The organism is Enterobacter sp. PI-10, assembly GCF_027947695.1.
In the GTDB taxonomy this organism is placed as follows: domain Bacteria; phylum Pseudomonadota; class Gammaproteobacteria; order Enterobacterales; family Enterobacteriaceae; genus Enterobacter; species Enterobacter vonholyi.
Genome location: NZ_JAJNOG010000007.1, coordinates 153,462 through 179,070 on the forward strand (window position 1 = coordinate 153,462; position 25,609 = coordinate 179,070).

General features: G+C 53.2%; 26 protein-coding genes. 12 read left to right on the top strand and 14 right to left on the bottom strand.

Annotated features, from left to right (window positions below):
• The 4 genes from motB to flhD form a co-directional block, all read right to left on the bottom strand.
• Nucleotides 1–930: a flagellar motor protein MotB gene (gene motB, locus LRM19_RS15860; protein WP_109845187.1), complete on the bottom strand. Its 930-nt coding sequence runs from the start codon at nt 928–930 to the stop codon at nt 1–3.
• The gene (gene motA / locus LRM19_RS15865) at nt 927–1,814 is read right to left on the bottom strand and encodes a flagellar motor stator protein MotA (RefSeq protein ID WP_008500417.1); all 888 of its coding nucleotides are present in this window, start codon (nt 1,812–1,814) and stop codon (nt 927–929) included. Before motA ends, motB begins: the two co-directional genes overlap by 4 nt.
• 123 nt (nt 1,815–1,937) lie before the next feature.
• Complete coding sequence (flhC, locus tag LRM19_RS15870) at nt 1,938–2,516, bottom strand: flagellar transcriptional regulator FlhC (protein WP_013096051.1); 579 nt, start codon at nt 2,514–2,516, stop codon at nt 1,938–1,940.
• A gap of 2 nt (nt 2,517–2,518) precedes the next feature.
• Nucleotides 2,519–2,869, bottom strand: coding sequence for a flagellar transcriptional regulator FlhD (gene flhD / locus LRM19_RS15875; protein ID WP_008500415.1), 351 nt, complete (start codon nt 2,867–2,869; stop codon nt 2,519–2,521).
• Nucleotides 2,870–3,663: 794 nt separating this feature from the next.
• On the opposite strand from flhD, the gene uspC reads away from it, so the two are divergent.
• Nucleotides 3,664–4,092: a universal stress protein UspC gene (uspC, locus tag LRM19_RS15880; protein ID WP_271369376.1), complete on the top strand. Its 429-nt coding sequence runs from the start codon at nt 3,664–3,666 to the stop codon at nt 4,090–4,092.
• Nucleotides 4,093–4,107: 15 nt separating this feature from the next.
• Here the strand turns inward: uspC and otsA are convergent, their stop codons facing one another.
• The 5 genes from otsA to araF all read right to left on the bottom strand — a co-directional run bounded on the left by otsA (nt 4,108) and on the right by araF (nt 10,063).
• Nucleotides 4,108–5,532, bottom strand: a complete 1,425-nt coding sequence (otsA, locus tag LRM19_RS15885) for an alpha,alpha-trehalose-phosphate synthase (protein WP_029741334.1) — start codon at nt 5,530–5,532, stop codon at nt 4,108–4,110.
• Nucleotides 5,507–6,310 carry a trehalose-phosphatase gene (gene otsB / locus LRM19_RS15890; protein ID WP_115875709.1) on the bottom strand — a complete coding sequence of 268 codons (804 nt, stop codon included), beginning with the start codon at nt 6,308–6,310 and terminating at the stop codon, nt 5,507–5,509. Before otsB ends, otsA begins: the two co-directional genes overlap by 26 nt.
• Before the next feature lie 176 nt (nt 6,311–6,486).
• The gene (gene araH, locus LRM19_RS15895) at nt 6,487–7,473 is read right to left on the bottom strand and encodes an L-arabinose ABC transporter permease AraH (RefSeq protein ID WP_023312268.1); all 987 of its coding nucleotides are present in this window, start codon (nt 7,471–7,473) and stop codon (nt 6,487–6,489) included.
• 14 nt (nt 7,474–7,487) lie between these two features.
• The gene (gene araG / locus LRM19_RS15900; protein ID WP_252093196.1) at nt 7,488–9,002 is read right to left on the bottom strand and encodes an L-arabinose ABC transporter ATP-binding protein AraG; all 1,515 of its coding nucleotides are present in this window, start codon (nt 9,000–9,002) and stop codon (nt 7,488–7,490) included.
• Between the two features lie 71 nt (nt 9,003–9,073).
• Nucleotides 9,074–10,063 (bottom strand): arabinose ABC transporter substrate-binding protein AraF, encoded by a 990-nt coding sequence (gene araF / locus LRM19_RS15905; RefSeq protein WP_003859687.1) that lies wholly within the window; start codon nt 10,061–10,063, stop codon nt 9,074–9,076.
• 788 nt (nt 10,064–10,851) lie between these two features.
• On the opposite strand from araF, the gene LRM19_RS15910 reads away from it, so the two are divergent.
• Both LRM19_RS15910 and LRM19_RS15915 read left to right on the top strand, forming a co-directional pair.
• Entirely contained in the window at nt 10,852–11,355 is a 504-nt protein-coding gene (locus LRM19_RS15910; RefSeq protein ID WP_111964842.1) for a non-heme ferritin-like protein, read from the top strand.
• Between the two features lie 157 nt (nt 11,356–11,512).
• Nucleotides 11,513–12,856 (top strand): anaerobic C4-dicarboxylate transporter, encoded by a 1,344-nt coding sequence (locus tag LRM19_RS15915; protein ID WP_271369383.1) that lies wholly within the window; start codon nt 11,513–11,515, stop codon nt 12,854–12,856.
• 41 nt (nt 12,857–12,897) lie between these two features.
• On the opposite strand, the gene LRM19_RS15920 is transcribed toward LRM19_RS15915, so the two are convergent.
• Both LRM19_RS15920 and azuC read right to left on the bottom strand, forming a co-directional pair.
• Entirely contained in the window at nt 12,898–13,149 is a 252-nt protein-coding gene (locus LRM19_RS15920; RefSeq protein WP_008500405.1) for a DUF2766 family protein, read from the bottom strand.
• Nucleotides 13,150–13,256: 107 nt separating this feature from the next.
• The gene (azuC, locus tag LRM19_RS15925) at nt 13,257–13,340 is read right to left on the bottom strand and encodes a stress response protein AzuC (protein WP_014884364.1); all 84 of its coding nucleotides are present in this window, start codon (nt 13,338–13,340) and stop codon (nt 13,257–13,259) included.
• Between the two features lie 234 nt (nt 13,341–13,574).
• Here azuC and yecR point away from each other — a divergent pair, with 234 nt between their 5' ends.
• Nucleotides 13,575–13,913 (top strand): YecR family lipoprotein, encoded by a 339-nt coding sequence (gene yecR / locus LRM19_RS15930; protein WP_271369388.1) that lies wholly within the window; start codon nt 13,575–13,577, stop codon nt 13,911–13,913.
• A 204-nt stretch (nt 13,914–14,117) separates the two neighbouring features.
• Nucleotides 14,118–14,615 carry a non-heme ferritin gene (gene ftnA, locus LRM19_RS15935; RefSeq protein WP_271369390.1) on the top strand — a complete coding sequence of 166 codons (498 nt, stop codon included), beginning with the start codon at nt 14,118–14,120 and terminating at the stop codon, nt 14,613–14,615.
• Nucleotides 14,616–14,651: 36 nt separating this feature from the next.
• Here ftnA and LRM19_RS15940 read toward each other — a convergent pair whose 3' ends face one another.
• Nucleotides 14,652–14,993: a hypothetical protein gene (locus tag LRM19_RS15940; protein ID WP_127731490.1), complete on the bottom strand. Its 342-nt coding sequence runs from the start codon at nt 14,991–14,993 to the stop codon at nt 14,652–14,654.
• Nucleotides 14,994–15,222: 229 nt separating this feature from the next.
• On the opposite strand from LRM19_RS15940, the gene tyrP reads away from it, so the two are divergent.
• Entirely contained in the window at nt 15,223–16,434 is a 1,212-nt protein-coding gene (tyrP, locus tag LRM19_RS15945) for a tyrosine transporter TyrP (RefSeq protein ID WP_032658623.1), read from the top strand.
• 623 nt (nt 16,435–17,057) lie between these two features.
• Here tyrP and LRM19_RS15950 read toward each other — a convergent pair.
• Complete coding sequence (locus LRM19_RS15950; RefSeq protein ID WP_271369395.1) at nt 17,058–17,726, bottom strand: YecA/YgfB family protein; 669 nt, start codon at nt 17,724–17,726, stop codon at nt 17,058–17,060.
• Nucleotides 17,727–18,151: 425 nt separating this feature from the next.
• Between LRM19_RS15950 and LRM19_RS15955 the strand changes: the two genes are divergently transcribed.
• The 5 genes from LRM19_RS15955 to LRM19_RS15975 all read left to right on the top strand — a co-directional run bounded on the left by LRM19_RS15955 (nt 18,152) and on the right by LRM19_RS15975 (nt 23,158).
• The gene (locus LRM19_RS15955; RefSeq protein ID WP_023312277.1) at nt 18,152–19,273 is read left to right on the top strand and encodes a branched-chain amino acid ABC transporter substrate-binding protein; all 1,122 of its coding nucleotides are present in this window, start codon (nt 18,152–18,154) and stop codon (nt 19,271–19,273) included.
• Between the two features lie 99 nt (nt 19,274–19,372).
• On the top strand, nt 19,373–20,287 hold the full coding sequence (locus LRM19_RS15960) for an ABC transporter permease subunit (RefSeq protein ID WP_115875715.1): 915 nt from the start codon (nt 19,373–19,375) through the stop codon (nt 20,285–20,287).
• A gap of 11 nt (nt 20,288–20,298) precedes the next feature.
• A complete protein-coding gene (gene livM, locus LRM19_RS15965) occupies nt 20,299–21,573 on the top strand; it encodes a high-affinity branched-chain amino acid ABC transporter permease LivM (RefSeq protein WP_149366619.1) in 1,275 nt (424 codons plus the stop codon).
• Complete coding sequence (locus tag LRM19_RS15970) at nt 21,570–22,445, top strand: ATP-binding cassette domain-containing protein (RefSeq protein ID WP_271369399.1); 876 nt, start codon at nt 21,570–21,572, stop codon at nt 22,443–22,445. The genes livM and LRM19_RS15970 overlap by 4 nt, the downstream gene beginning before the upstream one ends.
• Nucleotides 22,442–23,158, top strand: coding sequence for an ABC transporter ATP-binding protein (locus tag LRM19_RS15975; RefSeq protein ID WP_111964853.1), 717 nt, complete (start codon nt 22,442–22,444; stop codon nt 23,156–23,158). The genes LRM19_RS15970 and LRM19_RS15975 overlap by 4 nt, the downstream gene beginning before the upstream one ends.
• A gap of 280 nt (nt 23,159–23,438) precedes the next feature.
• Here LRM19_RS15975 and LRM19_RS15980 read toward each other — a convergent pair whose 3' ends face one another.
• Nucleotides 23,439–24,116 carry a DUF2076 domain-containing protein gene (locus tag LRM19_RS15980; protein ID WP_271369402.1) on the bottom strand — a complete coding sequence of 226 codons (678 nt, stop codon included), beginning with the start codon at nt 24,114–24,116 and terminating at the stop codon, nt 23,439–23,441.
• 670 nt (nt 24,117–24,786) lie between these two features.
• On the opposite strand from LRM19_RS15980, the gene LRM19_RS15985 reads away from it, so the two are divergent.
• Nucleotides 24,787–25,428 carry a hypothetical protein gene (locus LRM19_RS15985; RefSeq protein ID WP_271369404.1) on the top strand — a complete coding sequence of 214 codons (642 nt, stop codon included), beginning with the start codon at nt 24,787–24,789 and terminating at the stop codon, nt 25,426–25,428.
• Nucleotides 25,429–25,609: the final 181 nt, after the last annotated feature.

The window sequence follows — 25,609 nt, forward strand, 5'->3', positions numbered from 1 at the left end:
TCACCTCGGATTGGCTGGTGGCGATGTTGGAACGGCAGCCGAAGGAACGGCCCCAGGCTGTTTTAAATCGTCCAGTGACTCATTCTGACTTTCGGCGTTTTCATGCAGGATGGCCTGCTCCGCCTGCTGGTTCAGCACTAAAAGACTGATACGACGGTTGATGGCATCATCCGGCCCGCGGTCGGAAACGCGCATGGTTGCGGCCATGCCGACTACGCGCAGTACCTTGCCATCATCAAGCCCACCTACCACCAGCTCGCGACGCGAGGCGTTGGCACGATCGGCAGAAAGCTCCCAGTTGCTGTATCCTTTCTCCCCACTGGCGTACGGGAAATCATCCGTGTGTCCTGACAGGCTGATTCGGTTAGGAATGCCGTTCAGCACCGGTGCAATGGCACGCAGAATGTCGCGCATATACGGTTCGACTTCCGCACTCCCGGTTTTAAACATTGGGCGGTTCTGGCTGTCGATAATCTGAATACGCAGTCCTTCCTGCACCAGGTCGATCTTCAGATGCGGGCGCAGCGCGCGCAGTTTCGGATCTGCTTCAATCAGCTGATCGAGATCGCCACGCAGTTTCTTCAGGCGCGCCTGCTCCATCTTTCTTTTCAGCTCGTCGATGTTCGGCTCTTTTTTCACCTCACCCTTCTGCTGGGTGTAATCATCGCCGCCGCCCGGGATCGGGCTGTCGCTGTTAGAGATACGCGGCCCGCCGGCTACCGCCGTTGCCAGCGGCGTGCGGAAATATTCGGCAATCTGGATCAGTTCTTTTGGGCTGGAGATGGAGATCAGCCACATCACCAGAAAGAACGCCATCATTGCCGTCATAAAGTCGGCGTACGCAATTTTCCACGAGCCGTGTGCGCCATGCCCGCCGCCCTTGTGCTTGCGTTTTTTTACGATGACGATCGGATGGGACTGGTTTTTCATGCGTCCTCAGTTGTCGTCTGTTGGTTTGGGTTTTTCACCGCACGCACGTGTTCTTCAAGCTCGATAAACGACGGACGCTCGCTGGAGTAAAGCGTTTTACGGCCAAACTCAACCGCGATCGGTGGCGCGTAACCGTTGAGGTTAGAGAGCAGCGTAATCTTCACGCACTGCATCATTTTGGTGGTTTCGGCGCTCTTCTGGCGCAGAACGCTTGCCAGCGGAGAGATGAAGCCGTACGCCAGCAAAATACCGAGGAAGGTTCCCACCATCGCGTGGGCAATCAGCGCACCGAGCTCGGCTGCCGGACGGTCTGCCGAGGCCAGGGCGTGAACCACCCCCATCACCGCTGCAACGATACCGAATGCCGGAAGCGAGTCGCCGACCAGCGCCAGGCTATTGGCCGGCACTTCTGATTCGCTTTCGTGGGTTTCGATCTCTTCGTCCATCAGCGCTTCGATTTCGAAGGTATTCATGTTGCCGCTGATGATCAGTCGCAGATAGTCGACGATGAAATCCAGCATCATGGCGTCAGCAAGAATGCGCGGATAGCTGGCAAAAATTTCGCTCTCTTTCGGGTTTTCGATATCCCGTTCAAGCGAGAACATGCCCTGCTGACGCGACTTCGCCATCAGGCGATAGAGCAGTGCCAGCAGATCCATATACATGCTTTTCGTGTATTTCGAGCGACGGAACAGCAACGGAATTGCTTTCAGCGTGCCCTTGATCGATTTACCGTTGTTACCAACGATAAAAGCCCCTACCCCTGCGCCGCCGATGATAATAAGTTCAGCCGGTTGATAGAGTGCTCCAAGGTGCCCGCCGGTCATCATGTAACCGCCGAAAACTGTACCGAGAACTACCAGGTAACCTAATAAGATAAGCACGACATCATCCTTCCGCTAGTGACTATGGCAAGGATGTCCAGCTCGCAGCGTTGACCGATTGCGGGGTAAAAAAAAGCAGCGGTAATTGCTTACCGCTGCTGGAATCTTTCCCACACGTTCGGGTTAAACAGCCTGTTCGATCTGTTCATCCAGCAGTTGTGGAATAATATCGGCAGCATCCCGGGAAAGTTTACGTCTTTTTACTGCGCGGGATGGAGGCTGACATAAACTACAGGCGAAGCTGCCTGCAGGTTGATGAGCATGGGTAATAAAATTGCCATCGCAGCAGTTGCAGCGCGACAGTTCAAGCATTCCGCTCTCAACAAAACGCACCAGCGTCCATGCGCGGGTCAGCGCCAGCAGAGGGCCTTCTTCCTGCTGTGGGCATTGTTCAAGGTAAAGTTTGTATGCTTTGATCACGGCGTCAACGCCGCTACACAAACCGGTTTTGAGAAGATACTGCCAGGCATTACAGAACATGGAAGCGTGAATATTCTGCTCCCACGTCATAAACCAGTCGGTAGAAAACGGCAGCATGCCTTTCGGCGGGGGACTACCACGTAACTCTTTGTACAGTTTGATGAGACGACCACGGCTCAGCTGAGTCTCGCTTTCCAGCATTTGTAAACGAGCACCCAGTGTAATCAGCTCCATGGCCAACTGTATGTCACGCGCTTCCTGAACAATGCTTTTCTCGCTCATTGCTAGGCCCTTTTCTTACGGGCTACGTCATCAGGCTGGCTGATTTCGTTAAGCAAGCGAGTGGAAAGAAGAATACCGGTATGGATCTGTTGAAGATCGTCTACACGGGACTCCTGCGTCAGACGCGTTATTGTCTGTGAATCATCGAAACGGAACTGGCAAACCAGTTGATTCGTTTCAGCCAGTTTAACCATCTGCGGGAGGGTTAAGCCGCCCAGCATGGTTGCCATTTCTTCGTTAATACCCAGACGAAACATCGCGGACGCCTTGTCCTGACTAATCAAACGCTGCGCGAGCAGTAAATACGACAAATTGATGTCATAGATATGTTTTAGCAACTCGGATGTATGCATTGTTCCCATCCCGAATAACCAACTATTATTTTTATGCGGAAAGACCGCACCCCGTGATGTCGCCGGGAAATCACCCGGTATAAAAAAGAAAAGGCTAAATGCATAGTTGAATTTAGGTTTGTATTCACTGAAACCGTAAGAGAGAAACCGCGGATGCGTCTCTTACGTGTTTTATCATTTCTTACAAATAACTAAGATTTTTCCTAATTCGACGCAAACTCTACTCGTCAGTTTTGCCACATACAATCCAGCCACCCTCAAATTTAAAAAAAATGTGACGCACATCACATAATTTAAGCGAATATGACCCATAAATCCATCAGTATGACTTGTAATTTGCTCACTTATTAGCCAATTGGAACTGTTTTGTATTCTTAAATGACGAATACTCATGCAGATGGCTTAAAATAACTGGCACGTTACATGCTTGCTCTGTCATGAACCTCTGTCTGAAACATTCACGCCAGTTGACTCTGCGTAAAACATTTTTCTTACCGTGAAAAAACAGAGAGTTATGAGGACAGTCTCAAAACACTGTTTCACACTGAAATTATTAGAAATGACTTTGTAACGCTTAAGAATGATTAAACATTGAAAACATGCATTTGTGTGATGTTCGTTAAGTTGTTAATTTTTTTCATTTAGGCGCATTTTTCAGTTATTCTTCTTATAAGAATAATTAATGAATAATTATGATAAGCTTCACACTAATGTCGCATTCAGCTCTTGCAGAAGTGGAGATTTCGCGGTAAAGGTGGTTAAACGCTGTCTTTCAGACATCTAAGGAGTGCGCCATGAGTTACTCCCATCTTCTTGTTTCCGTAGCAGTTTCTCCCGAAAGCCATCAGCTCGTCGCCAGAGCCGTTTCCATTGCCAGGCCCCACAATGCCCGCATCAGCCTCATCACACTCGCCGCAGAGCCTGAGATGTATAATCAGCTGGCTGCCCCCATGCTGGAGGATATTCGTGAGGTTCTGCAGGAAGAAACGCAGCAATTTCTGCGTGAATTAGTGGAAAAGGCACAATATCCGGTTTATGAGACAATTATTGCGACCGGGGAGCTTAACGCCCATATTCTCGACATGTGTCGCAAACAAAATATTGATTTAGTGATTTGCGGGAATCATAACCACAGCTTTTTTTCGCGCGCAGCCTGCGCGGCGAAATCTATTGTCACATCAAGCCAGGTCGATGTTCTGTTAGTACCGCTTGGGGGGAATTAACCCCCCAGCGGAAAATCAGGCAAGTTTAGGGAAGGTCGCGATCTTTTTTTGCAGATCGCCTTCATGGCTTTGCGGAGCGATATCCCGGAGATCCTGAATAAAACGCGCCTGCCAGTGGTTAATGTCGTTCTTCCGGATCGTCTCCATCATGTCGGCATGGCGGGAAATACGTTCCGTGAGCGGCATTGTCAGGGCACGATTCAGCGCGTTAGCCACGTCATCCCTGTCGTAAGGATTAACAATAAGCGCAGACGTGAGCTCATTTGCAGCCCCGGCAAACTGGGACAGCACCAGAACACCCGGGTCGGCAGGATCCTGGGCCGCCACATACTCTTTCGCCACCAGGTTCATCCCGTCGCGCAGCGGCGTGACCAGCCCAACGTCCGCATAGCGGAAAACCTTCATCAGGATCTTACGGTCAAAGTGCTGATTCAGGTAAAAGAGCGGCGTCCAGCCCAGCTGGCCGTAGCGGCCATTTATGCGCCCTGCCTCTGTTTCCAGCTGGTGGCGAATATCCTGATAGGCCTGAACCTCACCGCGCGACGTCGGCGCGATCTGGGTATAGCGGATTTTACCGTGGTGCTGCGGATATTTATCCAGCAGCGTTTCATACGCCAGGAAGCGTTCCGGCAGCCCTTTGGAATAATCAAGGCGCTCAACCGAGAAGATATTTTTCACGTGCTTAAGTTCATTCTTAAGCTGCGCAAGCTTCGGCGGCAGCGGACCTGAGGCCTGCTCCGCGATCTCGTCTGGTTCGATTCCTATTGGATACACCTCGGTGTGGAAGGTTTTCCCCCAGGCCGTGTGAGTTTTTCCGCCTTTTGTCACCAGACGGGCTTTCCCTGACACGGAGTCAAGGAATGCCAGGCGGTCATTTTCCGTCTGGAAGCCAAGCAAATCGTAGTCACACAGCGCCTCCAGCAGCTCTTCATGCGGTGGCAGCGCGGTAAAAATTTCCGGCGTCGGAAAAGGAATGTGCAGGAAGAAGCCAATCCGGTTATTCACCCCCCTCTTTCGCAGCTCTCTCGCGAAGGGTAGCAGGTGATAATCGTGGATCCATAAAATATCGTCTTCTTCTATTAATGGCAGCAGTTTATCCGCCAGCAGCGCATTCACGCGCGAGTAGCCTTCGAAGGATTCACGCTGAAATTTGACCAGGTCAAGACGATAGTGAAACGCAGGCCACAGGACGGCATTCGAGAACTGCGAGTAATACTCGTCATAGTCTTTCTCTTTTAATGCAAATGAAGCCCACGTAATGTTTCCGCGCGTCACCTTTTTAAGCGGCTTCTCTTCTTCACTGATTTCCCCACTCCAGCCAAACCACAGCCCGCCAGCGGCTTTCAAGGCACCTAACACCCCTACCGCCAGGCCACCTGCACTGGCTTTTTTGTCATCAGGCGGTGCGATTCGGTTAGAGACGACGACTAAGCGACCCATAATGGTTTCCCCCTTTGCTTTGCGCTATTTGTTGTTGTTGCTGGTTAGCGATGTCAGATATCCACTGCCAGACGCTGGCGACATCCGCCAGTCGCCATTCGGCAACGGTGTCACCAGGCCCCACCTTGACGGCGATACCTCCGGCCTGATTCACCACGCGAAACCCGGCCTCATCGGTCAGGTCATCCCCTAAGAAAACAGGCGTCCGGCCCTTAAATGGTGCCTCCGCCATAAATGCGGCGATGGCTGCACCTTTATTAATCCCCTTCGGTTTTAACTCGACTACGCATTTGCCCGGCTGCAGCGCCAGCTGTGGATGTGCATCCGCAACCGTATGAGCAAGCGCGAGCACGGCATCTTCGTGCTGCGGCGCCTGACGATAATGCAGGGCAAAGGCCATGCCTTTGGCTTCCAGCTCGGTGCCGGGCAGTACGGCCAGCGCCGCAGAGAGCTGCTTATGCAGCGTTTGCGTGAGTGCGTCGGGGAGTGAAACGATATGCGTGTGATCATGGATGTCGCGGCGCTCCGCTCCGTGTACACCGGCCAGCGGAAAGTGGTAAGGACTGGCGAGCATATCCAGCTCGGCCATTGAGCGCCCTGATATCAATGCCAGTGCTCCCTCGTTCATGAGCGAGAGCTGATGCAAATCCTGTAACACCGCCTCCGGAATAGACACCTGATCGGGGTGCGGTTTTATCCCGGCGAGCGTGCCGTCGAGATCAAAAAAGAAAGCATAATGTCCGGGCAGTACAGGCGGTGCGGTTAACATGTCAGCCACCCTTTTCCTCCTTACGGTTTACGAGAGGTAAACGCCTTTACCTCTTTCATAGCCATGTAAGTATAGACAGTGTGACGTGGCTCGCCATTTGACAACCGCCCCGCCAGTTTTACTGGCGGGGCGGTTCAGGGGTCAACTATGGTTATAAGTTGAGCAATAAAAGACGGAAAAAAGGGTTACACGGTACGCTTCGCTTTTTGCTTGTAACGGTCGAAAATCACCGCTGCCAGCAGGATCAGGCCACGTACCACGTACTGAGAGAACGGCGAAATATTCAGCAGGTTCATGGCGTTCTCCACCGTGCCTAAAATCAGGATACCGGCCACAACATATGAGATTTTTCCGATGCCTCCCTTGAGGGAAACGCCCCCTAAAACGCAGGCCGAAATGACGATCAGCTCATAACCGATAGAGGTCATCGGCTGGCCGCTGGTCATACGCGAAGCAAGAATAATCCCCGCGGCGGCAGAAACCAGCCCTGAGAGCACAAAGATAATAATCTTGGTTCGCACCACCGGTACCCCTGCCAGGCGTGCCGCCTCTTCATTACCGCCGATCGCCAGCGTGTTACGGCCAAAGGTGGTCCGGTTAAGCAGGAAGCCGAACAGGATCAGGCAGGCCACGGTCAGCCAGATAGGCGCGGGCAGACCCAGCCAGTTGGCGTAACCCAGGGTAAAGAAGCGCTCGTCTTCAATCCCCACGGCTTTACCGTCGGAGATGATGTAGGCCAGCCCGCGGACAATTTGCATTGTCGCAAGCGTGGTTATCAGGGCGTTAATCTTCAGGCGAGCGATAACAAAACCGTTCACCAGACCGCTGATGACGCCGAGCAGCAGCCCGGCCAGGACGCCAATCCACAGGCTCTCCGTCATGTTGATCACCACGGCCGTCGTGACGCCCGCACAGGCAATCACCGACGCCACCGACAGGTCAAAATCGCCGGAGGCCAGACAGAACAGCATACCGCAGGCCACCATCCCGGACATGGAAATAGCCAGCCCCAGTCCCTTCATATTAATGAAGGTGGCAAAATTAGGGACGAAAATAGCACAGGCGAGGAACAGCGCGGCAAAGACGACCAGCATGCCGTACTGATCCCAGATACGCCCAAAACTCAGCGCCGATTTCGATTTCGGCGCCCCGGATGTAGTAACAGAGGACATCATTAACTCCTTACTCAGGCGACAGCCTGGCTGACTTTAGGCATGGCGAGGTTCAACGCCTGTTGTTCATTCGCCTGTTCATGAAGTAATTCACCGGCAATTTCGCCTTCACGCATCACCACAATGCGGTCGGCCACGCCAAGCACCTCCGGCAGATCGCTGGAGGCGAAGAGCACCGCCACGCCGCGCTTTGCCAGTTCATAGATCACGTTATAGATCTCGTGTTTTGCCCCCACATCGATACCGCGCGTCGGCTCGTCCAGCAAAATCACCTTCATATCCTCCGACAGCCAGCGGCCTAAAATGGCTTTCTGCTGATTTCCGCCGGAAAGATTCATGATCAGCTGTTCCGGACCCGGCGTTTTGATATTCAGCGAGCGAATATGGTGGTCGGCGTTGCTCGACTCCCAGCTATCGTTTATCAGGCAGCCTGCGCGAATAAACTTGCGGCGAGCGGAAATATTGATGTTGTCGCGTACCGAATGCACCGGAATGATCCCCTCTGCTTTACGGTCTTCCGGGCAGAGCATCATGCCCGCCCCGATCGCGTGGGCCGGTTTCTGAATATCTACCCGTTCGCCGTCAATGGAGACCTGGCCATCGGTAATACGGGTACCGCCGAACAGACCTTTCATCAATTCGCTGCGCCCCGCCCCCACCAGACCAAACAGGCCGACGATTTCACCGCTGCGAACGGATAACGAAATCGGTGTTCTGACGCCCGGCGCTTTGACGTTATCCAGGCGCAGGCGTTCCGGGCCGTACGGGCGCGGCTGCCAGTGATAAATATCGCCCAGATCGCGTCCGACCATTGCCTGAACCAGCTGGTCATGGTTCACCTGCGCCATGTCGGTAAAGGTGCGCACATAGCGTCCATCTTTAAACACGGTGATGGCATCGCTCAGGGCAAAAATCTCTTCCATTCGGTGCGAAACGTACAGGATCGTACGGCCTTCCTGACGCAATTCGCGGATCACGCGGAACAGATTTTCGATTTCACGCTTAGAGAGCGAACTGGTGGGTTCATCAAAGGCAATAATTCTGGCGTTACGCGCCAGCGCCTTGGCAATTTCAACCATCTGCCACTGGCCGATGGAGAGATATTTCAGCGGCGTCTGGGGATCGACGTCCAGACCCAGGTGTTTAAGCTGCAGCCCCGCTTCATAATTGAGTAGCGAACGATTCACCACGCCGCCTTTATGCGGGAGCTGTCCTAGATAGATATTTTCCGCCACGGTCATCTCGGGAATGAGGTGCAGCTCCTGGTAGATGATCGCCACCCCGGCATTGAGCGCCGCCGTGGTATCGGCAAACGCCATCTCTTCGCCGCGAATGGCCAGCGTGCCGGTCGTGGGCGCGTAGTTGCCGCTGAGGATCTTCAACAGCGTGGATTTACCCGCGCCGTTTTCCCCCATCAGGGCGTGAACCTGGCCGGCATAGCAGTCGAAGCTGATATCGGTCAGCGCGTTCACACCGGGGAAAGTTTTCCCGATGCCGCGAAAAGAGAGATACGGATCAGACTGTCGCATAACGTCTCCGTGATTCCTGTAGTGTGTACGTCTGGCCCCTCACGATGTATGAGGGGCGCAATCACAGCGTATTACTTACCGCCCAGTCCTTTTTTCGCCAGCTCCTCTTTGAAGTTGTCGCGGGTGATCAGCACCACGTCGGTCACTTCGGTAAATTTCGGCGGTTCGGCCCCTTTGGTGACCCAGTTGTAGAGCATCTCACTGGATTTGTAGCCGTGAACGTCCGGGCTTGGCAGCAGAGAACCGTAGAAACCGGTAGCCTGCGCTTTGGACAGCTCGCTGACGGCGTCAACGCCGTTGATGCCAATCCCGATCACGTCAGGCGCTTTGAAGCCCTGGCCTTCCGTCGCGCGTACCCCGCCCAGCACGGTGTTGTCGTTCATGCCGACCACCAGCCAGTGTTTGACCTCCGGATGCTGGACGAGCATAGAGTTTGCGGCGTCGAAAGCGCCTGGGATATCGTTGGATTTGGTTGGGACCTTATAGATCTGTTTTTCCGGGAAGCCGGCTGCTTTTAGCGCATCCATTGAACCGGTAGTACGACGACGTGCGGTGTCTAGCTCGTCAGCCGTGATAGCCATCACCGCGGTCTCTTTGACATCCCAGCCGCGCTTTTGCATCTCTTTATAGAGCTCCTGGCCCTGGCGTTCGCCAATTTTTGTCGCCGCCATCATGACCAGCGGGACGGTATCCATCGGCTTGCCTTTAGCGTTGACGAACTGATCGTCAACCGCGATGACCTTCATGTCGTAACCGCGCGCCTTCGCCGCAATCGCCGATCCCAGCTTTGGATCAGGGGTACAGATAACGAAACCTTTTGCACCGCTGGCCGCAAGGCTGTCGATGGCGTTCAGGGTTTTTTCGCCGTCAGGCACGGCGATTTTAATGACTTCAAAACCTAAATCTTTCCCGGCTTTATCTGCGAATTTCCACTCAGTCTGGAACCAGGGCTCTTCGGGCTGTTTTACCAAAAAACCGAGTTTTAAATTCTCAGCGATAGCGGATTGTGACATAACGGCAGCCAGACCGATGGCCGCCAGCGCTTTAGTAAATTTGTGCATGGTAAACTCCAGCTTTAGCATTCTTTTCTGTAGGGAATATGTGCGTGCTTCTTATTTAATCGGACTTAAAACAAGGCATTAGCGCTTACCTCGTCATAAGCGTTATTGCTGGTGATAGTTTTAGCGGGAAATTAATCATCCATAAGAGAGCCCCATCACACCGCAGAATTACAGTAATTGCGTACATAAATTCAGCGAAAAATGACATAAAAGAGGCAGGATTTGTCAGACAAATAGAAGGTGGTTAAGCAGAATTATCCATAAGATTAGCTAAGATATCCCTGATGCTCCTTAGCGGGCAAAACGGCGCCTGGCGTTAAACGGGTTCACATGCTGTTTTATCAAGAATGTATAATGCACCTGGAAAAACGTTATTCCGCAGAATTTGATTTAGCGCAATTTTATTGGCACATCATATATTCGAAACGATTAAGCCGTATTTCTCTTTTTCACGGAGCATTATCCCAACTTAATATTTTCGAAAGAGTAACAGTGTGTCACCTCAGTAAAAAACCTTAATATTTAGAAACTTAAAAAGCACTCACTTCATGGCGAGCTAATTGCTTTTCTGTACTATATTAAGCTTTGTAATGTATGGTAAACACAGCCTAATTAAGAGTTTTCTTAGACCACAGACAAGGGTATGCTTATTTATATCGAACACAGGAAGTGTATTTCGGTCGACTTCGGTCACGGCAGAATGTGTATTTCTGCTCTTTTCTTCATATTTGCCTGGCGCTCAGGTTAAGCAACGGACATCACGTCCCACAGTCAATAAGGATATGAGTATGGCTACCCAAACGATGATGCAAAAACTTAACGCGCAGATGAACCTTGAGTTCTACGCCTCGAATCTGCACCTTCACTTAAGTGCATGGTGTGCCGAGAATAGCCTCACGGGATCTGCCACATTCTTTCGCTCTCAGGCGCAAAGTAACGTCACTCATATGATGCGTGTCTTTAACTTCCTGAAAGCCGCAGGGGCAAATCCTGTCGTTAAAGCTCTTGATGGGATCAACGAGAACTACTCTTGCCTGGAAGAACTGTTTCAGAAAACGCTTGAAGAGTATGAACAACGCTGCAGCACCCTCAGCAAACTGGCCGATGAAGCCAAAGCGCAGCAGGACATTACGACGCTCAGATTCTTACGCGATATGGATAAAGAGCAGCAGCAGGATGGCCTTCTGCTGAAGACGCTGGCGGATGAGATCCATAATGCGCAGCAGGCGGGTTTATGTCCTGAGCAAACCGACCGTCATCTGCTCGACATCGTGGCGGTGCAGCACCACTGAGTTTTTTGGCCTGCTCCTATCCGGAGGAGCAGGCTCCCTTCACGTCTCCAACCTTCTGCTTTTGCTGAAATTTAACAAATCAGATCTGGCTCCCAATGATTAACCACACAACGTGTGATGATTTATTTAGTTACATAATCATTGACGAGGGAGCATCATGATCACCATTGAGTTTGTTGTCATTCTCCTCTGCCTGCTGACGGGTACGCGTTTCGGCGGAATGGGACTTGGGTTAATCAGCGGTATTGGTCTTTTTATTTTATGTTTTGTCTTTGGTCTGCAGCCGGGTAAACCGCCGGTTGACGTTATGCTGACCATCCTTGCGGTGATTGGCTGTGCCGCTACCCTGCAAACGGCGGGCGGTCTCAACGTCATGATGCAGTTTGCTGAACGTCTTCTGCGCAAACACCCGCAGCACATCACCCTGCTCGCCCCTTTCACCACCTGGATGCTAACCTTTCTGTGCGGCACCGGGCATGTGGTCTACACCATGTTCCCCATCATTGCGGATATCGCCCTGAAAAAAGGGATCCGCCCGGAGCGCCCTATGGCCGTGGCATCGGTCGCGTCGCAGATGGCGATCACGGCCTCCCCCGTTTCCGTTGCCGTCGTGTCGCTGGTCTCCATCCTGGCGGCCCAGCATGGGCTCGGCCACGCGTGGGGGATCCTGGAAATACTTGCCGTCTCGGTTCCCGCTTCACTTTTTGGCGTGGCCATAGCGGCCCTGTGGAGCTTACGCCGTGGGAAAGATCTGGCCGATGACATGGAGTTTCAGGAAAAGCTGAAAGAGCCCAAGCAGCGCGAATTTATCTACGGCGGAACGGAGACGTTAATGAATCAACGTTTTCCTAAACAGGCCTACTGGTCCACGTGGATTTTCTTTGCCGGTATTGCCCTGGTCGTTTTGCTGGGGGCATTCCCTGAACTGCGCCCTGCCTTTGAAGTGAAAGGTAAAATGACGGCGCTGTCGATGAACCTTGTCATTCAGATGATGATGTTAATTGCGGGCGCGGTGATGCTGATGGCCTGCAAGGTCAATGCGTCGGCCATTTCCAACGGCGCGGTGTTCAAAGCCGGTATGGTCGCGATCTTCTCGGTGTTCGGCGTGGCGTGGATGAGCGATACCTTTTTTCAGGCACATCTCGAGGAGTTAAAGCTGGCGCTGGAAGGCGTGGTGAAAAGCCACCCGTGGACGTATGCCATTGTACTGTTTCTGGTGTCAAAACTGGTGAACAGCCAGGCGGCGGCGCTGACGGCCGTTGCGCCTATGGGCCTCATGCTGGGCATCGACCCGAAAATGCTGATCGCCTTTTTCCCGGCATCATACGGCTATTTTGTGCTGCCAACCTATCCAAGTGATTTGGCCTGCATCGGCTTTGACCGGTCAGGCACGACCCGCATCGGGAAATTTATCATCAACCACAGCTTCATTTTGCCAGGGCTGATTGGGGTGAGCTGCGCGTGCGCGGCGAGCTACCTGTTGGTCCAGACGTTCTTCTGACAGCATCAAAGGGCGACACTACCGTCGCCCATTTCCCTGCGTCAGTGGGACTCACCCTGCGGCGTGAATCGCAGCTCGATCAGCGCGATGGCTTTCTGGATCGCACGAAGCGTTACCGGATCAGCGGCAGCAGGATGGCTGGCGAAATCGATGTTTTTGAGCTGGGTAGACATCTTCTCGCGCACTTCAACCGGCGCAATCACGTCCAGAACATCAAGGATTTGTTTGATAACCAGCTGACAGGCGACAACGTCAGAGACCAGTTCCTGATCGGCGCTCAGGTTTTGTGACATGGGGCTTTCTCCTTATTTAAAGGCCGCCATATTAGCAAAACACGCCCCCTGACATCTCCCCTTCAACGCCTGCAGGTATAAAAAAACCTGCCGAAGCAGGTTTTTTATCAGAACATGGCGCCCGGCGGCACGTCTTTGAACGTGCGGCAGTAATTGGCCCACATGCTTTTCAGGATTTTGCGCAGTTTCACGATGAGGCTCCATTAACTTGTTATACAACTTTATTGTCAACGTGCCTATAATATGACCATTGTCACAAAAATCAATATTTTTGTGACATGCATCACAATTTTATCCGCGTGTGGCCTGACAGCGTTCATCCCGGACCCGTTGCAAAGAGTGAGGGCAGATTGTCTGGCTATTCCAGGCATTGCAGCGGGCATCTGCGGGTACGATAACGTATTTCCATCCACTCAGAGCGAACCATGAAAAGAGTCATTGTAGCCGGCACAATCCTGCTGCTCGCGGGGTGTAGTATTAACCGCCAGGCTGAAGTCAGTAGTCTCGATGCCCCAAACGGAATCGTCCGCCTCGACTACGGCCAGGCAGCGCTGCAAAATGCATATTCCGATGAGTATGTGAATAACGGCACGGCGGTAAAAGCGTGTCAGAGCATGGGGTATGCTACCGCCTCAGCCTATGGTCAGCCCATTAAAACCTGTACCCTGACAAGCGGTTCTCTGTGCCTGAACGAGAGCGTGACTATCCAGTACAAATGTATGGGTTACGCCGTTAATCCTAAGTCAAATAATCCGTGGTATTAATCGAAGCTGCCAGCGTGTGCTGGCAGTTTATTTCATTACGAACAAAAATAATTCTCATTAATACATTATAAAAATCGCCAATGCGTTTTATTCCCATTCGTATTTTGAATAAATAAAATAATAATTTTACGTTTTGCAAATAATTAAATAACAAATTATAGTGTCGCTCATTGTGGACCAGAAATAATAATCCGGAGCGTCACCATGCTGAAAACTGAAATGATCGACAAGCTCAACGCACAAATGAATCTTGAGCTTTTTTCATCCCTGCTCTACCAGCAGATGAGCGCCTGGTGCAGCTACCACAGCTTCGAAGGTGCGGCCGCGTTTCTGCGTCGTCACGCTCAGGAAGAGATGACCCACATGCAGCGTCTGTTTGATTATCTTACGGATACGGGCAGCCTGCCGCGCATTGAAACCGTGGCCTCACCGTTTGCTGAGTATAATTCCCTCGATGAACTGTTCCGCGCCACCTACGAGCACGAGCAGCTGATCACCCAGAAAATTAACAAACTGGTTCATGCTGCGATGACCAGCCAGGATTATCCAACATTTAATTTCCTGCAGTGGTACGTCGCTGAACAACACGAAGAAGAGAAGCTGTTTAAATCCGTGCTGGATAAATTATCGCTGGTGGGGAAATCTGGCGAAGGTCTTTACTTTATTGATAAAGAACTTTCCACTCTCGATACTCAGAATTAATATCAGCGCGGTGCGGGTTCCCTGCACCGCGTTAATTTACATACACCCGGCACAGCTGGTGCAGCGCCAGTCGTGGGGATTCACGGCCTGGTAAAAATAGCGGTAACTGGCCGTCTCCAGCGGAATCCCCCTCTCGTAGAACATATCCGTCAACCAGTCGACATTCTCGATTATCCACTCATCTTCCTGTAAGCCTTGCGCAAAAGTTTCATCTTCAGGATCAATAACCGAATAGATTGCCCAGGTGCCCATATCCTTTTCGCGCCGGGATTCGGGAAGGTTCAGGGGCTGGTTTTGCCAGCTGATTATCCAGTGGCCATGGCACAACAGGTTACCTCCCCGACTCCACGCCGCGGTAAAAGGATTCTCACCTGCCATAAAACCCTCACTTAATTTGATAATTTATACTTAGTGTTTACGTTACGCCGGAACGTCGCGCAGCAACATTGCCCTTATGAAGTAGGGAGAGGCCTATAAAGGATCAGAGGGTCATCATTTCGTAAACCATTCATTACACTAGTTGTAACGGGGATTTGACGAACTACGGCTTTTCCCTTACTCTGCGCCGCAGATTTTGTCGCGGTTAAGCATCGTTGTAGAGGAAAGCGTGAAAAACAGAACCCTGGGAAGTATTTTTATCGTCGCCGGAACGACGATTGGCGCAGGAATGCTGGCAATGCCACTGGCAGCCGCGGGCGTGGGATTTGGCATGACCCTGCTGCTGCTGGGAACGCTCTGGGCGCTGATGTGTTACACCGCCCTGCTGCTGCTTGAGGTTTACCAGCACGTGCCCGCCGACACCGGTCTGGGTTCGCTTGCGGCGCGCTATCTGGGACGCTACGGCCAGTGGATAACCGGCTTTAGCATGATGTTCCTGATGTACGCCCTGACCGCCGCTTACATTAGCGGCGCTGGGGAATTGATTGCCTCCAGCGTCAACGACTGGTTTGGCTCTGACATTACCCCTGCAACGGGCGCCATCTTCTTTGCACTCATCGGCGGCGGCGTGGTCTGCGTGGGAACGTCGCTGGTCGATCTGTTTAACCGCTTTCTGTTCAGCGCCAAAATTCTCTTCCTGATTATCATGCTGGTGCTGCTGGCCCCGCACGTGCACAAGGTCAACCTGCTGACGCTGCCGCTGGAAAAAGGTCTGGCGCTCTCCGCTATCCCGGTCATTTTCACCTCGTTTGGCTTCCACGGCAGCGTGCCGAGCATCGTCAGCTATATGAACGGCGATATCCGCAAGCTGCGCCGCGTTTTTGTTATCGGCAGCGCGATCCCGCTGATCGCCTATATTTTCTGGCAGCTGGTAACGCTGGGCAGCATTGACTCTTCAACCTTTATTGGGCTTATGGCGCAACACGCTGGCCTGAACGGTTTTCTGCTGGCCCTGCGCGAGGTCGTCACCTCCCCGCACGTTGAGCTGGCGGTACACCTGTTTGCCGACCTGGCGCTAGCAACCTCGTTCCTGGGCGTGGCGCTCGGCCTGTTTGATTACCTGGCCGACCTGTTCCAGCGTCGCAATACCGCCGCGGGACGGTTACAGACGGGCGCAATCACCTTCCTGCCACCGCTGGCGTTCGCGCTGTTTTACCCGCGCGGGTTTGTGATGGCGCTGGGGTACGCAGGGGTAGCGCTCTCGATCCTTGCCCTCCTCCTCCCCTCCCTGCTGGCATGGAAAAGCCGTCAGCAGCACCCTCAGCAGGGGTACCGCGTGGCGGGCGGAAAACCGCTGCTGTGCGTTGTGTTTGGCTGCGGGGTGGTGATTATTCTGGTGCAGGTGTTGATTGCAGCAGGGATGCTGCCGGAAGTGGGTTGAATTGTTTATCTCAATGGCAAGTCCATTTTATATGTAATATCGGGGGATAATTCCGTTCACTTATACTCTTCTGCTACCTGTTTTGCCCGCTGCGGTGAACGTGTTAAGGGGGCTATCGCCGCCCCCTTAACAATCCCGGCTCCCGGCAAGAAAATCGCCGCTTCGCTGTGCCCTCATCTTATTCCTTACGGCTTTTCGGGGACGGGCGGATGCAACGTCCCTGTAAAGCCGCCCTCGCCGCGCATCCGTGCGCGTCGCCCCGGCCTCCAGGAAACGATTCGGCGATTTTAGCCGGACTCCCGCTCCCTCCACCTTCTTCATAGTCTGCATGGGGCACGGGGGTTGCATCCCCGCTAAAATCGGCGAACCGGAGATCGGGGGACAAGGGCTGGACGCCATGGATGGCGGCCAGAGGCGAAGCGAGACAGGATGTCGAGTTGAGCCGACCGCAGGCAGACGGTCGTGAGGTGAGCGCAGTGCGAAGCACCGATTTTCCGCGGGGCCGCGGGGATCGATAAGGGGGCCGCGGTGGCCCCCTTATCTCGTTCACAGGTAAAGATCGTATTATTTTCTACTGACTGGAGGTGAACGAAACAAATCCACCTAAGTTAATAAAAAATTGATCAGTGCAAACAGCAGCTCTTAAACTTCTTCCCGCTGCCGCAAGGACACGGATCGTTACGCCCGACTTTCGTGCCGTTCACAATCGGCTTCTTCGCTTCCGGCTGCTGCGGGTTGTTTACCCAGTAATTATACAGGCGCAGCGCCGCAGTCTGGATGCTCTCGATGCTGGCGATATATTCTTCTTCGGACAGTTCATCCAGCTTTTCGCTGTTCTCTTCCGCCCCGTGCAGCGCAATCACATCAAGATCGGCCTTCAGGGCTTCCGGCAAGGCAGACCAGTCCGTCAGCGCCACGCCGCGCATGTAGCCATAGCACCACTCTTCCACTACGGTATAGCTCTCGCCGTCCACGTCGTTATAACCAAACATCGGTTCGAACTGATCCGGGTATTCGCTCAGGCGCTCGGCAATATCGTTCATGTGCTTAAAGCAGAGATCGATAAAACGGTTCATCTCACGATCGTTTTTCCAGCGCGGAATGTACTTCTCGCCACCCCAAACCGCCACCAGCCAGGCATCTGGCTCAACGACAACAGGACCGGAAAGCACTGCGGTAAGCATGCCGTCCAGTTCGGACACGTCAATCACTGACGCGTCATCATGACCGTAAGACGTTAACGTCTCTTCAAGCCACGCCATTTCGCTTTCATTCAATGGGCCTTCAGTCATCGCTGATACTCCTGCAAAAAAGGAAACGATCCTAACACATATCTCACCCCTCTCCGGGCTGAAGTTTAGGTCTTTATTGCTGCAAAAACGTGCAAACCGTGACCTTTGCACAACTTATGGGCTTTATTGTTAACGATATGTGATCTCCGCTGTAATTTCTTCTCCTCCCCTAAGGCGGCATAACGCGGCGCTCTATACTCAAACATGTCACATGCCCGTCAATGGGTTAACCATTCTGGCAACGTTTTTGCTTAACGTTCTTCGCGCGTCTCTGCGCAGGGAAATCTCGCCGTAATATGCAGGATGCCGTCTGTATCTTGTTCGTTTAGTGCGTTTTGTTCTTGCTCGTGTTTCGGATTGGCTGCGCCGTCGGGCGTTCGGGTTTACGCCGTGGTGCAAAAACCTCTTTGCTAAGGAACATAATAATGTCGCTGAAATTTATCAGAACTCCTCTTTCTCTTGTGTTGGCCGGTTGCCTGGTGACGGCGTTTTCCGCCCGGGCAGATATTGTGATTGGCGTGGCCGGGCCGTTCACGGGTCCGAATGCCACCTATGGCGATCAGTACTGGCACGGCGCAACGCAGGCCGCTGAAGACATTAATGCCGCAGGCGGCATTAATGGCGAGAAGATCAAACTGGTTCAGGGGGATGATGCCTGCGAGCCCAAGCAGGCCGTGGCCGTCGCTAACCGTTTAGTTGACCAGGATAAAGTCAACGCCGTGGTCGGCCATTTCTGCTCCTCTTCCACCATGCCCGCCTCCGAGGTGTATAGCGACGCAGGTATTATTGCGATTACCCCCGGCTCCACTAACCCGCTGATTACCGAACGCGGTATGAGCGACATGTTCCGCATGTGCGGCCGCGACGACCAGCAGGGCCAGGTTGCCAGCGACTTCATCATCGACAAGCTGAAAGCCAAGCGCGTGGTGATTATTCACGACAAAGACACCTATGGTCAGGGTCTGGCTGACGCTACCAAAGCGGCGCTGGCGAAACGCGGGGTTCAGGATGTGATGTACGAAGGGTTATCCCGCGGTGAAAAAGACTTTAACGCGCTGGTCACCAAGATCGGCGCGCAAAAACCGGACGTCGTATTCTTCGGTGGCTGTCACCCGGAAGCCGGTCCGCTGGTTCGCCAGATGCGTGAACAGGGCGTGCAGGCCAAATTCTTCTCCGGTGACTGTATCGTCAACGAGGAGATGGTGACCGCGGCGGGCGGCCCGCAGTACACCAACGGCATTTACATGACCTTCGGTAAAGACCCGCGCCTGATCCCGGACGGTAAAGCGGTAATCGAGAAATTCCGCGCCGGTAAATTCGAGCCGGAAGGTTACACCCTTTACTCCTATGCCTCCGTACAGGCCATTGCCGCGGCCTTCAAGGCCACCGGCGGCAAGGACTCTGCCAAAGCCAGCGAGTGGCTGAAGGCCAATTCCGTCGACACGGTGATGGGCAAAAAAGCCTGGGACAGCAAAGGCGATCTGAAAGTGTCTGACTACGTTGTTTACCAGTGGGACGACAAAGGAAAATATAAGGAAGTGCAGTAACGGGACGGAGTCACGCTCAACGTCGGCGGGCCTACCCGTCGGCGCGTAATAAACATCAGGCTGCGCGTCTCGCGCGGCCTATAAAACGAGCGCGCTAAGATGAGTACATTCTTCCTGCAACAGTTAATCAATGGCTTAACGCTGGGTTCCGTCTACGGCCTGATCGCCATCGGCTATACCATGGTGTACGGCATTATCGGCATGATTAATTTCGCCCACGGCGAAGTGTATATGATTTCCGCCTATCTCTGCGCCATTGGCCTGGCGCTGCTCTCGTTCTTCGGACTGCAGTCCTTCCCGCTGCTGATCCTCGGGACGCTGGTGTTCACGATTGTGGTCACCGGGGTGTACGGCTGGACCATCGAGCGTATCGCCTACAAGCCGCTGCGTAACTCCACGCGCCTGGCGCCGCTGATCTCCGCCATCGGGATGTCGCTTATCCTGCAAAACTACGCGCAGCTGAGCCAGGGCCCGCGCCAGCAAGGGGTGCCGACCATGCTGGACGGCGTGATTCGCCTGCATCTGGGCGACGGGTTCGTGCAGATAACCTACACCAAAGTGTTTATTCTGTTGGCCTCGTTTGCCGGCATGCTGGTGCTCACCTGGATAATCAATCGTACCCGGCTGGGGCGAATGTGCCGCGCGGTCCAGCAGGATCGTAAGATGGCCTCCATTCTGGGGATTAACACCGACCGGATTATTTCGCTTGTCTTTGTTATCGGCGCGGCGATGGCGGGCCTGGCGGGGGTACTGATCACCATGAACTACGGCACCTTTGATTTCTACGTCGGGTTCGTGATCGGCATTAAAGCCTTTACGGCGGCGGTACTCGGCGGCATCGGCTCCCTCCCTGGCGCCATGCTCGGTGGCCTTATCCTGGGGGTGGCGGAAGCCCAGTTCTCGGGCATGGTGAACTCGGACTATAAAGACGTCTTCTCGTTCGGCCTGCTGGTCATGATCCTTATTTTCCGTCCCCAGGGACTGCTCGGGCGCCCGGTTGTGGCCAAGGTGTGAAGGAGAGAATGATGACATCACACGGCTTTTCACTTAAACGCTGCATGCTGGACGCGATCTTTTCCGGGCTGGTTGCGCTGATTATCTTCGGTCCCATCGCGGGCGTGGTGCTGGACGGGTACAGCTTTACCTTCGCCGGGCAGCGCCTGGCCTGGATGGTTGGCACCGTAATGCTCGGACGTTTTCTGTTGAGCGCCTTTTTAGGTACCGCCGCGGGCGCCCGTTTCCAGGCACGCTTCGAAGCCGATAGCGCAGGCGTATATGTCCGTCCACCGGAATACAAAAGCCGCATGCGCTGGATTATTCCTCTGGTGATTGCTCTTGCGATTTGCTTTCCGTTTGTTGCCACTAAATATGTGCTGACCGTCGCCATTCTCGGGCTGATCTACGTGCTTCTCGGTCTGGGGCTGAACATCGTCGTGGGTCTGGCCGGTCTGCTGGATCTGGGATATGTCGCGTTCTACGCGATTGGGGCGTACGGTCTGGCGCTGGGGTACCAGTATCTCGGCTTAGGCTTCTGGAGCATGCTGCCGCTGGCGGCGATCATGGCCGCCGCCGCAGGCGCCCTGCTCGGTTTCCCGGTACTGCGCATGCACGGTGACTATCTGGCCATCGTCACCCTCGGGTTCGGGGAGATTATTCGCCTGATACTGAACAACTGGCTGACCTTCACCGGCGGACCCAACGGCGTGTCGGCCCCTCCCCCCACTTTTTTCGGCCTGGAATTTGGACGACGCGCGAAAGAAGGCGGCGTGCCCTTCCACGAATTTTTCCACCTGACCTACAACCCGAACATGAAGTTTATTTTCATCTACGCGGTGCTGTTCCTGGTGGTGATGCTGGTGCTCTACATTAAGCACCGCCTGACGCGAATGCCGATTGGTCGGGCGTGGGAAGCGCTGCGTGAAGACGAAATTGCCTGCCGCTCAATGGGGCTGAATCATGTTCTGGTTAAGCTTTCCGCCTTTACGCTGGGCGCGTCGACCGCGGGCATTGCCGGGGTGTTCTTCGCCACCTATCAGGGGTTCGTGAATCCTACCTCGTTTACCTTCTTTGAATCGGCACTGATCCTCGCCATTGTGGTGCTGGGCGGTATGGGCTCTACGCTTGGCGTGGTGCTGGCCGCCTTTGTGCTCACGGTAACGCCGGAACTGCTGCGCAGTTTTGCCGAGTACCGCGTCCTGCTGTTTGGCATGCTGATGGTGGTGATGATGATCTGGCGTCCACGCGGTTTGATCCGCATTAACCGCAGCGGGTTTGCCGTGCGTAAGGGCGTCGCGCCATGAACGGAACGATACTACGCGTTGAACATCTGATGATGCACTTCGGCGGGATTAAAGCGCTAAACGACGTCAACCTGGACGTGAAGCGTGGCTCCATTACCGCCCTGATTGGGCCAAACGGAGCGGGAAAAACCACCGTGTTTAACTGCCTGACGGGCTTCTACAGAGCCTCCGGCGGCAACATTTTATTTAATACCCGCCATAAAACGACCAACGTCATTCAGGTCCTCGGACAAAAATTCCAGCCCGGCGACTGGATTAACCCCGCGCAGTTCGGGCAGCGTCTTTTCTACAAAATGTTCGGCGGAACCCACCTGGTCAACCGTGCCGGGCTGGCGCGCACGTTTCAAAATATCCGTCTTTTTCGCGAGATGTCGGTCGTGGAAAACCTGCTGGTGGCGCAGCATATGCGCGTTAACCGCAATCTGCTTGCCGGGATCCTGAATACGCCGTCCTACCGGCGGGCAGAAAGCGACGCCCTGGACAGAGCCTTCTACTGGCTGGAAGTGGTGGATCTGGTGGAGTGCGCCAATCGCCTGGCGGGAGAGATGTCCTACGGCCAGCAGCGGCGACTGGAAATCGCGCGGGCAATGTGTACCGGGCCGGAAATGATCTGCCTGGATGAACCCGCCGCCGGACTGAACCCGGTTGAAACGCACAAGCTGAGCAGCATTATTCGCTTTCTGCGGGATCATCATGACATCACGGTATTACTGATTGAGCATGATATGGGGATGGTGATGGAAATTTCGGACGACATTATCGTGCTCGACCACGGCGATGTGATTGCCAGGGGGAAACCCGAGCAGATCCAGCATGATGAAAAGGTCATTGCCGCCTACCTGGGTACGGACGAAAGTGAGGTCTCCCTATGAGCGAACCGCTGCTGGCTTTTCGCGAAGTGGATGTCTTTTACGGTGTCATTCAGGCACTGAAGCAGGTCTCCCTCGAGGTGAATAAGGGGGAAACCGTGGCGCTGATTGGCGCAAACGGCGCGGGAAAATCGACATTGCTGATGTCCATCTTTGGCCAGCCGCGTATCCGCAGCGGGCAGATCCTTTTCGGCGGGGAAGATATCAGCCATAAATCCACCCACTACGTCGCGTCCGGCGGCATTGCGCAGGCGCCTGAAGGCAGACGAATTTTTCCGGATATGACCGTTGAAGAGAATCTGCTGATGGGGACCATCCCCATCGGCAGCCAGTTTGCGGCTGAAGATATGCAAACCATGTTTGACCTTTTCCCTCGCCTGAAAGAGCGGCGCAAGCAGCGCGCGATGACGATGTCCGGTGGCGAACAGCAGATGCTGGCGATCGCCCGAGCGCTTATGAGCCGTCCGAAGCTGCTGCTGCTGGATGAACCGAGCCTCGGTCTGGCGCCGATTGTGGTGAAACAGATCTTCCAGACTCTGCGCGAGCTGGCCCGTAACGGCATGACTATCTTTCTGGTGGAACAGAATGCGCATCACGCGTTGAAGCTCTCTGACCGCGGGTATGTGATGGTAAACGGACAGATCAGGTTGACCGGCAGCGGCGAGGAGCTGCTGGGGAATCAGGAGGTGAGGAAGGCGTATTTGGGCGGGGTGTGATTTGATACCTGCCGAATGCGCTTATACAGCGATGGACCATTTCGGCATATACGGAATAGAAAAATTGGAGGATACCTTAGTCGATATCGCCTCTTTATTTAAATTGCTTCCGGCAATTCTTACAGGTTTGCTAGTAAGGAAAGTAGTAAAACGAATCTAATTTATGAGCCTTCAGGGGTAGCGTCGAAGGATTCTTTTGACCCGGAAACGCAAAACCCCTAATCGTAGGATATCCAACTTTCGGGGTTCACTTCATTTCGGTAGTCACACGATAACGTCGTTAAATAAAACTGTCGTCGTCATTGCTGTAGTCGTCATCTACATCGTCGTTCTGCCAGGCGTCGTTATTATTGCCGAGCGGATCGTTCTGGTTGAGGAAACGGGTGTCAGAGACGTTATTGAAGTCGCCGTATTGATTACCGACAAACGGTTCACCACCGACGGGTATTGTCGGTTCTTCGATGATGTTCACTATCTCTTCCGGCCGCGACTGATGGAACATGCTGGTAAGCATCTCGGCCAGCGCGATGCCACCGGCCACGCCAGCGGCTGTCTGGAGCGCGCCAGCCATAAAACCGCCGCCGCGAGTAGCCGGCGCTGGCGCCCGAGAGTAATTCTGCGCCGGCGGCTGTTGCGGCTGGGCATTCCAGCTGTTTTCAGGCTGCGGGTTACTTTTCCCGCCACCAAACAGGCCGCCGAGGAAACTGCCGCCCGTCGAGGGTTTGCTTTTTTGCGCGGCTAATTCGCTTTCCAGCTCCTGAACCCTGGACTGCAGGCGTTTCAACGCCGCTTCCTGAATCAAAATCGATTGCGCCATATAGTAGGGGGCCGCAGGCTGCTGTCTGACGAATTCAGCGATCTGACGCTCCGCATCTGCATCCCGTTGGCTGTTTTGTTGTCCGGCCTGTTTAAGACGCTCGAAAAGGCCGTTGATAAGCTGCTGTTCTTCATATTGCATGACAATAACCTTCCGCTCTCCGGGGTGGATACCAACCAGTTTATCAGCGGCGGCAACCTGTGTCTGACGAGTGAAATGTTTGTTTAAGATTGGTTGCAGGTTATCTGAAAATCGCCCTGCTTTCCGGGCTTGATATTAGAAAGTTAGGCTTACCGTTCTGGTATGGCAGCAAATTCTCGGGCACAGCAGGATCGGGATGATGATGAGATATGATCGCTTCGCGCTAAGCCAGAGGCACAAAAAAACCACCTTTCGGTGGTTTCACGACACTGCTTATTGCTTTGATTATTCTTTGTTTCCCATGGTAACCGGAGTGGGACTTGAACCCACACAGCGCGAACGCCGAGGGGTTTTAAAAACTATAAGAGAGTCATACGTATCATAAATTTATGATACGTATGACTCTCTTATAGGGTAATCACTGGTGATGGTTGCACTTCTGCTACCACTATTTTTGGAGAACTAAATTAAGTTTTTCTTACAATCAAGCGGAAGGTGAAGCGTTTGAATGGCTGCTTCAAAAGCAGCGTCTACGTGGTGTCGACGCTTCGACAAAAGTGTAACACTACAATCCCCCTCAACTTCGGTGGGGCTTTGCTTTTTCTTTTTCGTAGTATCCTCATTATCATTCTGTATGTTACACAAACAAAAACCATAAGGAAGGTTAGGAATGGACAGCGCGAAATCCCTGGCAAAAAGGATGCTGAAGAGCCTTGATGCTGGCGATTCCGGCTTCCTGGTTTCTGTAGCGCAGGGAATGCTCTCTTTTCCGGTTAGCATGTATTACCTCGGTTATGACTTCATAGACACGGCTCATCGCCATGCTAATTTTGATGATCGTGTGAGGATGGCGAACATGCTCAAACGAGGCATATCGGTTAATCAGGAAGCTCAAAAAATAGTTAACGCCGTTATCAGAGAGTTCATGTCAAAAGTGAACATTGATAATATTCAGGGCATTGCACAAAATTTTACTGGCGTAATGGCTGGTAAATTCATATTCGCTGAGTTAACCGGAGTAAAACTAGGCGCTGCCGTATCGTCACGCATTATGACCTCGTTCGCCGCTGGCGTGGTCATCGGAAGCGCTCTCACGATTGGTGCAGAAACATCGAGAGCTATCTATACGGCTAGAAAGCTTGAAAACCAGAACCCTGTACTCTACTACCGACTTAAGAGTATGGGTGATTTAGATCTTCTGTATTTTCTTGTTGAAGAAAAATTGAAACCTTTTCTTGACGCATGCAGCGTAGCAGATGTAAACAAGCATGAATTTAACGAAGTATGTAAATACTTTTTTGGTGGATTATGAACACTCAGGACATTATCAAATTAATAGCATCCAGAATTCTGCGCGGGTTGGGGATGGGAATTGCTTCTGCGGGCCTATTGTCCTGTATTTATTTCTTTTCATTTTCAAAAGACGAATCCCGTTTTATCTGGGGTGCAGCGTCTGGTGCTCTCATTGTCCTTGGTTACTTTATATACCGAAT